Source organism: Murdochiella vaginalis (genome assembly GCF_902381775.1).
Taxonomy (GTDB): domain Bacteria; phylum Bacillota; class Clostridia; order Tissierellales; family Peptoniphilaceae; genus Murdochiella; species Murdochiella vaginalis.
Map to the genome: position 1 here is coordinate 263,147 of NZ_LR698969.1, position 15,446 is coordinate 278,592.

Consider the following 15,446-nt stretch of genomic DNA (forward strand, 5'->3'; position numbering starts at 1 on the left):
TGTCATCGAACGCCATATAATATGGAAAAAACGCCACGGCCGATTTGCCGTGGCGTTTACTCGTTAGTAGGGAAAGCCGTTCGCGCCCGGTGTCGGGCTCTATAAACTTTCTATTTGCTTTCAAAAAAAGTCTTGCCGCGTTTTCCATCGTATTTCTCATAAATGCGGTGATAATAGTCCACCCATTTTTCCGCAATGGAAGGTTCCGAATAATCCTGCGCAATTTTTGCAGAGGAACGCTGCGCATCGGCGTAGAAGGCAGGATCCGTTGACAAGTGAAGCAGAAGATCGGCAAAGGAGGCGTTGTCGTTCGCGCGCAGGTAATCCGTAAAATAAATGACACGATAGAGATCCAAATCGCGCAGCACAATGGGCAGACCGGCATGCACGGCCTCCATGACCGCCATCGGAAAGAGCTCGGCATACGAGGGCATAAACAGCACATTCATCGCGTTATAGAGCGCATTCATCTCATCCCGCGGAACAATGTCCAGAAAATGGACATTTTCCGGGGGATTTTCCATGCGGCCCTTTAAATCTTTATAGCCGTCCGTAAAGGCGCCGAAGGAAAAGCCACCGGCCCAATAAAACTGCAGCGTGGGGCAGCGTTCGGCCACATCCAGAAAATCGGCAACGCCCTTTCGCGTCTGAACCTGACCAACCGAAATCACGTTAAAGGCTTCTGCATCAATGCCGTAACGATCATAGATGAGCGGATGCTCACCGCGCGCCGGACGAAAAGCCGAGGAATCCACCACATTGGGCATGTAGGTGATGACTTCACGAGACAGCCCATATTCTTCCAGGGCGTCGATAAAGTAGGGATTGACGACCACGAGCTCGTCAGCGCTTTTATACATTTGCATAACATAGCTGCTAAAGAGCTTATCGAAGGGCGGCGTAATCTGGATGCTGCCTTCCAGCGTATCCGGCAGAAAATGCACGTGCATGACGACGGGCGTTTTGGAGGCAAGCATCTGGGCGTAACTCAAAGGATGCACCGTGTGTACATGGGTGATATCGGCCTTTTTTGCCGTATTGCGTTGAATGCGCAAGTCATCATGCGCACGGGTTTCTAAGAGATGAATCAGTTCATTGGTTGCGGACCCGACGCCTTGCCCTGCGACGTTGTTACCGGGGGTGACCATGTTGATGGTGAGCATGTTTCCTCCTTCTCGGGATAACCGGGAAACGACAGAGGGGAGGAAGCTCGTCCCTCGTCGGCTCGTGTGGGATATTTTCTTCAGCATAGGCGTTCGGCATGGTCAAATTGTGAAGAAAACGAACAGAGCATCCCTGCTTGACGACAGGAGGAGAACAGAGTACGCTATGCGTGGTCAAAAAAGACGTCGTTAGACGTTCTTTTGACAAATAAGTTTTATGGTTTGATCAAGACAGAAGAATAGACGGATTACCCGATGTCGGGAAGGATGGAGGGCTTGACAAGAAAGCGTTTTTCCTTCATCCTAAAGTATAGAAGAGTAGATGGGGGAGTAGCGGATTTTGAAAGCGGCCTCCATTTGTCATGTAGACAGGATGAATATGAAACGACCCATTGGTTTTTTTGATAGCGGCGTAGGCGGCTTCTCCGTGTTGCGTCGCGCCATGGAAACCGTGCATAGGCCCATGACATACATTGGGGATACCAAGCGTATGCCATATGGATTGCGGACTCCGCAGGAAGTGGAGGCGTTCACCATCCAGTGCCTTCACGAATTGGAAAAACAGAATCCCGTTGCTGCCGTGATTGCTTGTAACACAGCGACGGTTTTTGCCTTGCAACATGCTAAGGAAACGTTCTCTTTCCCGGTCATCGGCGTGATTGACCCGGCATGTCGCTATGCGGTTCAGGCTTCACGAACCAAAAAAATCGCGCTACTGGCAACCCGGGCTACAGTGCTTAGTGGCAGCTACCAAAAGGCCTTGGAAGACATGGATCCTTCCGTGGAAGTGATCAGCTGTGAAACTTCGGATTTGGTGGTGGCCATTGAGCATGGGCATTTTGATGATGAAACAGCGGAGAAACTCATTGGTCAGTATTTGGATCAGATTGCTTCTTTTCCGTATGACACGCTGATTCTCGGCTGTACGCATCTTCCCCTAGCGCTCCCGATTTTCCGGAAATTTTTTCCGGAGGGAAGCGGCGTCACTCTTGTTGATCCTGCGGAACCTACGCTGAATGAAATTCTGCGCGTTGTTCCAAAGGCATCCACAGAAGAGGGGAGTATCGAGTTTTTGGCAACCGGTGACGTTGCCGCGTTTCAACAAGTCGCCGAACGCTTTTTGGATTTGTCCGGTCGACAGGTCAACTTCAAGCAATTGAATGTTGAGTCTATGGGAGGGATGAAATGACAGATACATTAAATCCACTGGTAGCTGCACAAGAAAAAGTCAAAGCCGCATGTGAGAAGTTGGGCGCGGATCCGGCAGTTTACGAACTGCTGAAAGAGCCCCAGCGCGTGATCGAAATCACAATTCCGGTAAAAATGGACGATGGCACATTGAAGACCTTCAAAGGCTGGCGCTCGGCGCATAACTCGGCCGTCGGCCCCTGCAAGGGCGGCGTCCGTTTCCATCCGAACGTTAACGTGGATGAAGTAAAAGCCTTGTCGCTGTGGATGACCTTCAAGGGCGGCGCACTCGGTCTTCCGTACGGCGGCGCAAAGGGCGGCATCTGTGTTGATCCGGCAGAACTTTCCCAGAAAGAATTAGAGCAGCTTTGCCGTGGCTATATCCGTGGCCTTTACAAATATCTTGGCGAGCGCATCGATATTCCGGCACCGGACGTCAACACCAATGGCCAGATCATGAGCTGGTTCCTGGATGAATACATTAAATTGAACGGCGACAGAATGGATGTCGGCACTTTCACGGGCAAGCCGGTAGAATTCGGTGGATCCTTGGGACGTAACGCAGCGACGGGCTTTGGTGTTTCCATCGTGGTTCGTGAAGCGGCGAAGCGCTTCGGCCTGGACATCAAAACGGCTAAGATTGCTGTACAGGGCTTCGGCAATGTCGGTAACTTCACGGTAAAGAGCATCAACCGTCAGGGCGGAAAAGTTTGCGCTTTGGCTGAGTGGGATCGTAAAGAAGGCAACTATGCCCTCTACAACGAGAATGGCCTCGACTACGACAAGATGTGGGCATACAAACAAGAGCATGGCACGCTGATCGGTTACCCCGATGCAAAACAAATTTCTGAAGAGGAATTCTGGACAGGAACCTATGACATCCTGATTCCGGCAGCTCTTGAGAACGTCATCACGGCGGACTTGGCCAAGAAGTTGAACGTCAAACTCATTTGCGAAGCGGCGAACGGCCCGACCACACCGGAAGGCGACAAAGTATTGGCCGAAAGAAATATCACGCTGACTCCGGACATTCTGACCAACTCCGGCGGCGTTCTGGTTTCCTACTATGAGTGGGTACAGAACCAGTATGGCTACTACTGGACGGAAGAAGAAGTCGAAACGAAGCAGGAAGCGGACATGATGAAAGCCATCGAAGGCGTCTTCGGCATCTGCGATGAATACAAGGTCACTCCGCGTGAAGGCGTTTATATGTACGCCATCCAGTCGATCGAAAAGGCTATGAAGCTGCGCGGTTGGTACTAATCCCTCTCATATGGAGGCGTTATCCTACGCCGATCATAGAAAGCAAAGCCCCTCGGTGCTCGCCGAGGGGCTTTTTGTATCGAGAGGCTTTTTATATAAAGAAGCGACGGGCGCGCCCGTCGCTTCTTCTCATTGATCTTTGTTTTTCTCCCGTACCGCGCGAGTCAGTAGATACTCGATTTGTCCGTTGATGGAGCGCAGATCCTGATCGGCCCATCGTGCGAGCGATAGCCAGAGCGAAAGCGGAATGCGCAGAAGAACCTGCTTTTTTTCCTGCTCCGCGGCGGCTAACGCCTCTTCACGTTGCTTCAGGGCCTTCTCGCGCTGCTCCAGCTCTGCGAGCCGGCGAAGATAACGCTTTTCGCGCTCGGCAAGCGCACGTTCCTCCATGTCCGGCGCAGGACGTTTCTCTTGGGCCGCCATCAGTAGATCGATCCGCTGTTCACGACGGGAGCGACCTCTTTGGAAGCACAGAGGACGACGAGCAGATTCGAAACCATCTGCGCTTTACGCTCTTCATCCAGAGAAACGAGATGCTTTTCATCCAACTGGGCCAGGGCCATTTCCACCATGCCGACGGCGCCATCCACGATCTTGCTGCGCGCCGAGACGACAGCGGAGGCTTGCTGGCGCTGCAACATGGCGGCCGCAATCTCTTCCGCATAGGCAAGATGCGAGATACGCACATCTTCAATGAAGATGCCGGCAACGTGCATTTTCTCCTGCAAGGCACGCTGCATTTCATCCGCAATGACTTGGGAAGAACCCATCAAGGTCTTTTCACTGTCCGCAACATCATCAAATTCCAAATTATCGTAGGGATACAGACGTGCGATGTTGCGCACGACGGAATCGCACTGTGTCGAGAGAAACTCAAAGTAGTTGTCCACGTTAAAGACGGCTTTCGTCGGATCCACAATGCGCCAAAACACCACCGTTTCGAGGATGACCGGATTGCCCAACAGATCGTTGACTTTTTGCCGTTCATTATTCAAGGTCTTTACCTTGAGGGACAGACGGCCGGTCGGAATACCGATGTCAATAGTCTGTTCTGCGCCATCCTTGCTTTTTTTCTCCGTCCCACTCTTTCGGGAGGGATCCGAGACGCTGGAAACAAAGGGATTGAGCAAATACAGCCCCGGCTGGTCAATGGTGCCGTAGTAATTGCCGAACAGCGTGAAAACCGCGGCTTCATTGGGCTTGACGCTCTTAATGGCGATCATCAGCAGAATCGAAAAGAGCAAGTCGGCTACAGCCAAGATCATCAGGATTCCACCCTGCGGCTTTTCCGCATCCAGAAGGATGCCGCCAAACACAAAGAGAGGGATGGATGCGATGAACAGCAAGCCGCAAAGAATGGGAACCAGTCCGCTGACTTTGCGCGTTACACGACGCGGCGTAATCGTCGGATCGTGCGGAGGCTGTGGTAAACGCTCTGCATTTGGATTTTGTGTGGCTTGTGAGGAGGGGGTTGTCTGGGGATCTTTTTCTTTCGTATTCATGATTTTCGTCCTTTCTGTTTTGTAGCAATATAATATCATTTTAATATCATCACGACAAGAGGAATATAACAGAAATAGATAATTTTTCGGTTCGGCTTTGGTAAAGAAAGAGACGAAAGAGGCAGGACGGGACGGTTAAGAACCGAATTATTTATTAAGATCAATCAAAAAAATCGCAAATATTAAAATATTTTTTTTATCAAAGTAAAAAGAATTGCAATTTATATGGAGAGTGATATTATGGACTCATTGAATAGCCTACTTGTTTAATAGCACATTGTATCAACGTCTTGAATTTATAGGTGTAACACATGCTGCAACCGTTACGTTCCGTAAAAAGCAAAAGGCGACGATGGAAAGGGATGGAACAATGAAGAGCACAATAGGCAAGAGGGTCATGGCATTGGCCTTAGCCTTTCTGATGGTATTAGAATTAGTTCCGGGTTTACTTCCTTATGAGGAAGGCAATATTGTCTATGCCGATGAAGCGGGATCTACAGGCGCCGTGCGCCCAGCTCTGATGCCGACAGAAGACGAAAAGGAACAAAAATCGGATGCAGATAAAACCGATCGGTCCTTGTTAAACAACCTTGTTCAGCCCTTTTTAAACAATACTGTCGTTACGCCACAAAGCTCAGATATATCGGCGCAGTCACAAAATGTCAAAGAAGAGGCTACACCACAAATTGACGATCTTCGCTTAACGCCTCTTCATTATGTCGAAAATAAAGATGGCAGTTCTCTTTGTGAAACAGCGCTTTCGTTCTCTTGGAGCATTCCCAAAACGGCCGTTGCCGGAACCGAAGTATCGTTAACGTTGCCCGAAGAACTTACGCAAAACTACTATATAAAGAAAGGTCAAGAAGAGTACCCTCTGGGGCAAATTAAAGACCAGAGCGGGCAAGCCCTTTTTGATTTGTTTTTCCAGTTTACAGAGGCACAACCTCAAGAGGAAGCCTTCAAAGAAGCGCAAGGATTTACCAGTGCCAACATTCTTTTTCGTTTGACGCCTTATGGCGAAAAAGCAGCAAGTCAAAGCGAAACGGGTTTAAGCGGACAGGGGCTCATTGGTGAAGAATTGAATCCCGAAACGCTGGCTCGCATAGACGATCAAAAGCTTTCAGCAGGCTTAAAGTATAACGAACCGGTATACCGTGGCTTTACGTATCATGACGAATGGCATGATGCACATCCTGCCGATCGCGAACAACAGAAAACACTCACCTTCACGATTCAATCACAGCAACAAAAGAAGACGGTTTCGACGCCACTTGTGATCAAGAAAAGCCGTGCTCTCGACGAATGGCGGTCTCGTTATCCCTTGTCCTATACGCTTCAAGAAAATCAAGCAACGTTACATATGAATCTTAACGGACGGCTTATCATTCCGGAAACCGTAGTTGCGGCGACTGTCGAGAAGAACGCGATTGCTGCTTCACAGGAGCAAAAACAGGAAGCGACAAAGAGCGAAGATGGAAAACCGCAGTCTTTTGTGCCGCGGTATGCTGTTATTTCCTTGACGGGCATAAAACCGGCACAATCGGCGCTAACGCTGTATACAATCCAGGATGGAAAAGCAAGACAAATTTTCCCCGCTGAAGGCGCAGATTTCGTAGTATCAACCGACACCGGTTTTGCTTTGGATGTGCCGAAGCTACAGACAGCTCTGCAAAAAAACGCAGATGCACAGGCCAAAGAAAAAATCAAAACGATTTACTATACGTTGCAAGCAGTCAAAGCGGATCAACAGCCGACGTTGCTACAGACTGCGTTTTACGGATTGGATCCTTTGGCGGCTACGAGTCCGCAAAACGGGAAAGAAACCGAGCCCAAGGACAGCATCCTACATACGGATTATGCTGTGGCTTCTTTGGCAAGTCAGGCAACCGAAGTTACGAATGCACTCGATAGCACTTACAATACAACAATCAACTTCTTGTCCGCAGAGGCTCTTTCTATTCAGGAACAGGAGCGTAAGGCACTCTTCACGGCGGCGGATCAGGAGACTTTAAGCCTTCCCGCCTTTACGGAGTGGATAAAAAATAGCACGAATGCGCGCGCACAACGTGCCGCGGATAAAAAAGCAATACTGAAAAAAGTGAACAGTACCGAGCGGCTGCTTGCTTCCCCTCAGCGTGCACCGCTTAAACCGGGGGATCATGGTTCTACCAGCAAGAGATTTCCGATTGAAATCGAATACGCCACACACCAATACGTTTGGCATGTCAGCGGCACGCAGTGGGACACCAGCTTTGAGAAAGATAAAATGGTCTGGGATATTCAGCTGGATATTGACGACCTGCAAGCAGCGACTCTTAATTTTACGCAGCTTTCTTACAGCCTCTACGCATCTAAGAATCAGGGGCTAAAGGATTTCAAGGTGAGCTTTGCCTCGACCAAGGAGGGCCTGAAAGCTCCAGGGCAAGGACAGCCTTTCAACTCGGATGCCACAATGGCTCTCTTTGACACCACGGAGAATAAGGCTTCTTTGTCCAATAAGCGCTGGATTCGTGTCAGCGCCTCCTTTGATACGGCCACAAAAACCTTAGACGGCAAAACCGTTCCACAGAATCCGCAGAATGGCCAGTACACTCTGGGTCTGCGCGTTTCGCCGGATAAAAACTATATCTGGGAAGCACGGCAGGAATTTATTGAGGCGTACAAAAAACTGACAAAAATTCCTCTGGTTATCACTTGGATTCAAGGGTTAAATAAAACAGATAAGTTTAATAAAGGGTTTAACTTGGTTGACGCACGTTTTGCTTCGGCGGTAGCTGTCGGTGATCGCGAATACGAAAGCCGATTCTATGCGGATAAAACGCGCTCCATTACGGGAAAATTTGTTGGAACCAACAGTGGTTCTTCTCAACCGAAATGGGAAGTGATTGAATTGCTTCGCCTGAAGGATCAGTCCGATTCTGCCATCAATGATGCTCAATTTACGAAGGCAGGCGGTTCGGTTTCCGCAAACGGAACATTGCAATCTGTGGTCGCCTATGTGCCGAAAAAATCGACCGATGTGACGGTGGGCGGCTATGACCGATACGAGCTGGCCGATAAGACCGCCACGGGTATTAGTGATTGGCTAAAAACGAACCAATTGCCAGGCACCTTCTTGGTCTATACCTTTGCCGCGGATCCTGGTACTGTCTACGAAGAAAACGCCATCAGCATTAACTTCCAGTCAAAATGGGACGATGAACAGGGCACCACCGGTGGACAAAAGTCGGGCAGCATCCGCGAATACACTCCGCAGGAGAAGAATGCGGACTATTATGCTTTGGCTGCTAAAGTGAATGATTGGTCCCCGGATAATCCAAAGGGAATATACAGCTATGGCGGCAGCTCGATGCAGATTGACAAGACCGGTGAATTGGCTTTCTGCTTTAACAAAGCAAAAATCTTCCCCCAGTCCCAGTTTGGCCGATTGGGTCTGACCCAAAACGTTGTAACAGGGGATAGTATCTTGAACGCTCTTGCTGACCCTGGCGCGTTTGAGCGAAGCGGAGCACTGACTTTGCTTAAAAAAATCTTCTTCTATGCGGAAGAGATGAAAAGAGAGTACCAAAAGCAGTATGGAAAACAGATGAACACGCTCTTCTACTATACGGTAGTACAGCATCTCATTTGGTATAGTTCGAGAGATAACTATAGTCTAGGCGAATTTTATCGTGACACTGGTTTGATTAAAGCGGTTCATGATCATTGGTTTGGCGATGCGCACTATGATTCCCGCGTGGAAGATTCCCCATCGACGACGGCGGGGCATTACGCCGAGGGTAAGACCGTTACGAAAGATGGTCGGACCTATATAGATGTGTATCATGCGACCTATCAAGTCGAAAGCAATATCTTGAATAAGATGCAGAACGGAAACTGGACGCAGGATAAAGAAGACAGCGTCCGGATCCGTGCTTATACCCATGCGGAGCTTGATAAGTTTCAGTCCTTGGTTACCGGCGATGTTCCTGTGCCCGTGGATTTTGCGAAAGTGGATCAGGACAACAAGGGCTTGGCGGGCGCAACCTTTGCCATTTATGATGCCTCCGGCAATCTCCGCAAAACGTGGACCAGTCAGGTTGACCAAAATGGGAATCTGGTTCGGGAGCCCCTTTATCTACGACCGGGAAAGTATGTTCTCAAAGAGCTCACTGTGCCGCAGGGGCGGCAGTCCATTGGCGAAGTACCTTTTGAAATTGACTTCAAACAGGAGTTTCATTGGGCAAAAACGGATGCGGATTTCGGTGTTGAAGTGAACCGTAAGGTGATTGATAACGAAATCTACAGCTTACTCATTAACGGCCAAAAAATCCCCTACGCCAAGGATGGATCGATTCCCTTGGTGTATCCAAACAAAGGGATAGGAGCGAGTGGTGCGGCTGCGCTGGCGGATGAAAACATGGGCCTTGTGGTCAAGAACATCCCCGACAATACCGCGGAATTGACGTTTACAAAGACAGGCCTTGAGGGTCGTGTGATCGACGGTGCTGTCTTCCAACTCGTTTCCAACGATGGTACAAGCAGCAAGAATCCAACGTATGACAAGCGGTCTGCGGGAACAAAGGGTGAATTCCGTTTCATCGGCTTAACGGATACGGTCGGCGGCTATACTTTGACGGAAATTGCTCCACCAGCAGGCTACGAAATGCCGCAACCCAACAGCTGGCAAGTAACGGTCACTAAAAAGGATCCCAATAGCCCCGATTCTAAGCTACAGGCTACAATCGAGGGAATTCCTTTTTCATCGAATTCGACGCAGGTGATCCCTAACGAGCCGAAGAAGACGGATTTAAAGTTCCGCAAGGTGGATGAGAAGGATTCAAACAAGGGCCTGGAAGGAGCCGTTTTTGAACTGGTTCAGACCAAGGGCGGAAACTACTCAAAGCAGGCTACTTCGGATGCGGGAATGGTTTCGAATCCGAATTATGTTGAAGGATCAAGCGATCCGGCGACAAAGTATAAAGAGATTCATGACCCGGCCAAAGTGGGTTTCTTTACCTTTACAGACCTCACCATTGGTGAGTATACGTTAACCGAACGCTCAGCGCCAAACGGCTATCTTCCGAACACCACAACAACGTGGCGCGTGGTCGTGACCGAACAAAACGGTCAATTGGTCACAACCGTCTATGAAAAGAAAAGCGGCACGGAGACCGTCATTGCGCCGGATCAAGTGCTTGCAGCGTATCTTCTGACCAACAAGCAAGAAACCACAAGCATCAAGCTGCGTAAGTATAAAGGGGAAAAGACTCCTCTTACCCTCTTCACATCGACCGAATTGACAAATGGAAAGGGCGGCAAGCCGGTTGCGTTTAAACTGACAGAAACCAATTACTATGGCAACCCTCTGCCCGGCGCCCAACCTCGGGTTTTGGCATTAAAGACGGATGCCAACGGAGACGCCTATTTTGACCTGAGCGATCTTCATTCCGGCGGCTACTATGTGTTGGAAGAGATCAATTCGCCGCAAAACTACGGGCCGGCACCAAGTGCTAATCCGAATGATCCGAATGCGGGTAATCTTCCTAAGCTCGTCTGGAATCTCAAGGTCATCACGGATGCCAACACCGGAAAGCTGAAAGTGTTGGTGGCCCATCCGGATAATGCGACCGTGATTGATCCGGACAACCAATTAAATGGCATTAAAAACTTCCCGGACAACTCCAAGAAGGGACGTCTTGTCGCACGAAAGGTTGGCCAGAGTATTCCCACATCCGGGCAAGTGCAGCATACGGTTGGTATCGGCCGAGCCCACATTCGTCTGTATGATCTGGAGACTGTAGCCGCCAATCAGTACAAACGGAAACTGAATGCCGGCGGCTACCCGATTTATCAGGAACGGCTATCAGCCGGCGGTGTTGTGGGCGGAAATGATGATGAGAGAGGCTGGGCTGTCTTTGAAAACCTGGACCCCGGTTCATATGAGCTGGTGGAGCACATGTCACCGGCCGGTTATAAGAAAACGGAGAACACCTGGCTTGTAACGGTGGAGGCGGATGGATCAACCACCTGGAGACGCATCGATGGTGGGATGAAGTATGATCCAACGACCAAGATCTGTGATTTGACCAATGTGATAAATCAGCCGGGCGGGACGGGCGCCCAGGGAGTGGAATTGCAAGCACCAGCAGACTCGCCCTTAGGTCAGAAAGTCCAGAACCACCATACCGAGGTGAAACGAGACCAAGGCACAGAGGAAAAGTACACGGTTACGGCCAAGATGACAGGAAACACCGGCACCAACTACGTTCCCAAGTCCTACCGCTATATCTTGGCTTTAGACCGGCGGACCACGCCACAAAAACAAGAGCAGAATAATGCCCTTTTTGATGCCAAGATTAAGGAATTCTTGACTAATCTTAAGGCTAAAGCCGCCGCATCGAAGGACACCGTTGAAATCGCGGTCTTGAACTATGGTTACCGTTATAGCGGGGATGGGTTGCCGTTGGACAAGATCCCCTATGTGGATCCCGATTTGGTGATGGGCAGCTCAATGACCTTCGCTCCGCTTAATGGAGCGACCGATATTGATGCTTTCTTCACCACTAAGGTGAAACCGCGGCAAAAGAAAAATACTTTACTCAACTGGAAACAAACCGGCTATGAGTCGCTGAAAGACAACTTGAGTGTCAACCATTTTGGCCGGGCTTCCGACGCCGATCATATCAATATTTTTGTGAATATTGATAACCGGACTTTTTCGCCGGATCAAACGCCGGTTTCCGAAGGCATTAAGGGCTTTAATACCGCTATGTCCCGCCTGATTGGCCAAGGGGTGGATGTCTGGTACCTCCACATGGATTACGTAGCTCAAGATAGTAACGAGTTCTCGTTTTTTACCAAATATCTGCAAGCCAACCACCTCACCTGGCAGAAGTACACGATGAGCACGGCCCGCTTCGATACAGAACCGGCTCTAGATACCTTCTTAAGTAAAATCGTCAATCTCATTCCCGATCCTCCAGTCCAAAAGCCGCAGGTAGAGAAGGGCATCTATACGGTTCAGGTAAAAGACGGTTTCCTTCTGGACGGCACGCCGACGATATCTCCGGCGACGTATGCCACCGGTGTGACGGTTGCTGCGGATCACAAGAGTTTCACGGTCAATACTTTGACCCTTCCCGCCGGAAAGGACTTTACGATCACCTATACCTTGAAACGGGATACCAACGTCACCCTGGGCCAAGATTACCACGAAATGTATACGGCTTCGCTTACGCCTACGCCGACAGAGGATCCGATTGCTATTGCTGGGGCCAAATATCATCCGGCACCGGACACCGGGTCCGGAACGGTGGAACTCTTTAACACGGATGAAGACCTTTCGCGTATTCCTTTGCGCGTGACGAAGGTGGATAAGTACGGGCGTGTGAAGAGCCAGGCTCAGTTCCGCCTTTGGAAGGACATGTCGAAAAAGGTCGCTTATGAGAACTACCAGAACTACGACGTGGAATATGATGCCATTGCGGCGGCTACCGGGGAACCCGGAGACTACTACTTCCGCGAGTTGACGCCGGGCGAATATGTCCTGGAAGAGCTGAAGACCCCGGATGGTTTCCAGCCGCCGGTGGACGAACATGGCCAGCCCATGCACTGGACCATCAAGGTCACTCAGTATAAGGATACCGATGGAAAGGTTAAGCTCCAGGTCCACCTGCCGGGTGATGGACCGCAGTTCACTCCTCCTGCAGGGATTGGCGCCATTCCTTCGGCTAAGTATCTGGTAGCCGTACCTGACGATGGGCGTACCCCGCCGGCTCGTCCGGATGCGCCGTACCAGACGATTCGCGAAGCACAGATCACCAACTATCCCAAGACGGCAGACATCGCCTTCCAGAAGCGCGACGCAGAGGGGACGAATACGCTGCCGGGCGCAGAATTCACCCTGACAGGCTGGATTACCCAGAGGGGCGCCAACGGAGAGCTTTTGTCTCCGATACCGTACAAGGATGCGAATGGAAATACCACCGTTACGGTGAAAAGTGATGACAATGGGGTGGTCTTCTCCGGTCTTCCTGAAGGATCGTACGTCATTACAGAAGTGAAGGCACCCGACGGCTATCAGCTGCCACCCGGAACAAAAAACATGTGGAATGTCAAGGTGAGCTGGAACAAGACTACCGGCGAATTGGTGCCGGTATGGGAAGGCTCCGGCGCAACCGTTAACGGGGTGCCCTTGGGCGACTATACGAAGACGCCGGCGGGAGAAATCCGTATCAGCAATCAAAAGGCGCGTATCGCTTTACACCTCGAAAAGGTAAAAGCGAGCAACGGCGATGCTCTGTACACCTCGGGCTTTTTACTGGCTAAAATTGATGACAAAGGAAAACCGACGGGCGAATACTACATTGAGCAGAAGAAGACAACAGATAACACCTATGTCTTTACAAACCTGACGGCGGGGCGTTATCGGTTGACCGAAACTGTCGTGCCGAACGGCTATCTGCAACCGCAACCTTGGTATTTCGAGGTGGTGGCCGATCCGAACACCGGAGCACTTGGCTTTAAGTCCGATTTGTCTTCAGGGCACAGCGATTATCAGGTGGTCTATGCCAATGGAACCACGGCTTCATCTGGTGCTGAAGTGCACTATGGTGAGAAGGACAAGGTGCGAATTAAGAACTATCAGCCGACGAGCTTTGAATTCCGCAAGGTAAACCAGTCGACGAAGAGTATCGTTGGCGCGGAATTCCGACTCATCAAGACCAAAACTGCGGCGGATGAGGCGTTAGGCTACGATGCGACAACACGGGCTACCTTCAAGTATGTGGACGGCAATCCCAAAAATATCGCGGACAACAATAAAGCCAGCTATACGGGCCACGGTTATTATCGGGAATTAAAGGGTGATCGCTATGTGTTCGCATTTGACCAACTCAGTGAAGGCACGTATGAGCTGACGGAGATCAAGCTGCCGAACGGTGCCATGAAGCCGAACTTGAATTCGGGGACGGGTAACTTGCCGACTTGGACGATCGTCGTGGAGCGAGGCGAAAAAGGGCTGGTTGTGAAAAAGACCGGCTCGAACATCACGCCGGGACAAACCGGCGTAGTGATTGGGAAGGATAACTTTGTAATTCCTTCCGAAACAGCAACGTATCCCACAGAGATCAAGCCGGGGGCGTTGCTGTACAATCGCCTCACCAAAACAAGCTTTGGTTTTGCCAAGGTGAGCGAGGACGATCCGACCAACTTTGTTGCCGGCGCGGAGTTTACCCTCCAGAAATATGATAAGAATCCGCAGATGAATTCGGCGGCGCAATTAATAGGACCTGTTCTGCATCCGGAAGGCTATTATCTGGCGGATGGAACGACTCTATCCAAAAAACCCATTATTGATTTCCGGTTTAAGGATTTGGAGGCCGGCTGGTATCGTCTGACGGAAACCGCTCCGCCAAAAGGCTATCTACAGCCCAAGAAGGCGGGAACCGATGATAACTGGTGGACGCTGGTTCATATCGACTCCGACTTGAACATCTCTATGCCGGAATTGGTCCAGTTCTATGCCAACGGGCAGAACAAGGGAAAGTTCCACCCCTACATTCGCTTCGAATATCCAGAAGACAAATCGGGTCCGATGCACATCGTCAACTATCTGGACATGAAGTTGAAGATCAAGAAGCTGGATGGAAATGGCCAGTTGATTAATAAGGATTGGCCGAAGTCGGATAATACAGGCAAGAGCAGGATATTGAAATTGCAGCTGGATCCGGCAGTAGGTAATCCGAACAAGGTGCCAAAGGCGCTGGCCGACGCGTTAGCGAGCATTGATCTGACGAAGCAAACGGACGACGGCTTCTCGTTTGATCTTCCCTATCCGATGGATGGTAAGTATATTCTGACCGAGGTAACGGCGCCGGAAGGCTATATTCGCACCTTTAACCGTTATACTCTCTCGATTGACCGAAAAGCGGGGAAGGTCACCTTAAAGGCCATTAAGAACGCTGGAGATAAGGATCAGTTGTACAACGGTCAGGATTTGACCACAAAACCTGCGATTCTTTGGGAACGGCAGTATAATGCCGATCCGACGAGTATGGCGTTAGAGTTGCGCAATCCCAAGGCGGAGTACCCCGATTCCGGCGGAATCGGAACGAGACTCTTCGTAATAAGCGGCCTCGCCCTGAGCCTGACAGCCTTGGTGGGTCTGGCATATCGTCGAAGAAAGAGAAAAAGAGAAGGAGGTCTCCTATGTTGATTAAGAATGGAGGACCTCCGTAGGGAGCAGCAGAGCCGAAGACGCCTCGGTATCTTTCCGGCGGCGGCACCGCGAAACAGGGTGTTGCTCCGCAGAGGAATCGGGATCTAGAGGATTGGATCCGTTCCGAGG

Annotated in this window: 6 protein-coding genes; 3 read left to right on the forward strand and 3 right to left on the reverse strand. The window is 50.4% G+C overall.

Annotated features, from left to right (window positions below; all coding sequences use genetic code 11):
* Positions 1-110: 110 nt before the first annotated feature.
* Complete coding sequence (locus FXY30_RS01090; RefSeq protein ID WP_071704983.1) at positions 111-1,163, reverse strand: glycosyltransferase family 4 protein; 1,053 nt, start codon at positions 1,161-1,163, stop codon at positions 111-113.
* A gap of 379 nt (positions 1,164-1,542) precedes the next feature.
* Here FXY30_RS01090 and murI point away from each other — a divergent pair, with 379 nt between their 5' ends.
* Both murI and FXY30_RS01100 read left to right on the forward strand, forming a co-directional pair.
* Positions 1,543-2,352 (forward strand): glutamate racemase, encoded by an 810-nt coding sequence (murI, locus tag FXY30_RS01095; RefSeq protein ID WP_157885017.1) that lies wholly within the window; start codon positions 1,543-1,545, stop codon positions 2,350-2,352.
* Complete coding sequence (locus FXY30_RS01100) at positions 2,349-3,614, forward strand: Glu/Leu/Phe/Val family dehydrogenase (RefSeq protein WP_071704984.1); 1,266 nt, start codon at positions 2,349-2,351, stop codon at positions 3,612-3,614. The genes murI and FXY30_RS01100 overlap by 4 nt, the downstream gene beginning before the upstream one ends.
* Positions 3,615-3,743: 129 nt before the next feature.
* Here the strand turns inward: FXY30_RS01100 and FXY30_RS07630 are convergent, their stop codons facing one another.
* Positions 3,744-4,037 (reverse strand): type II toxin-antitoxin system antitoxin, encoded by a 294-nt coding sequence (locus FXY30_RS07630; RefSeq protein ID WP_232009028.1) that lies wholly within the window; start codon positions 4,035-4,037, stop codon positions 3,744-3,746.
* The gene (locus FXY30_RS01110; RefSeq protein WP_083428135.1) at positions 4,037-5,116 is read right to left on the reverse strand and encodes an SPFH domain-containing protein; all 1,080 of its coding nucleotides are present in this window, start codon (positions 5,114-5,116) and stop codon (positions 4,037-4,039) included. Before FXY30_RS01110 ends, FXY30_RS07630 begins: the two co-directional genes overlap by 1 nt.
* Positions 5,117-5,486: 370 nt before the next feature.
* On the opposite strand from FXY30_RS01110, the gene FXY30_RS01115 reads away from it, so the two are divergent.
* Positions 5,487-15,314: a prealbumin-like fold domain-containing protein gene (locus FXY30_RS01115; protein ID WP_147659353.1), complete on the forward strand. Its 9,828-nt coding sequence runs from the start codon at positions 5,487-5,489 to the stop codon at positions 15,312-15,314.
* The last annotated feature ends 132 nt before the right edge of the window (positions 15,315-15,446 follow it).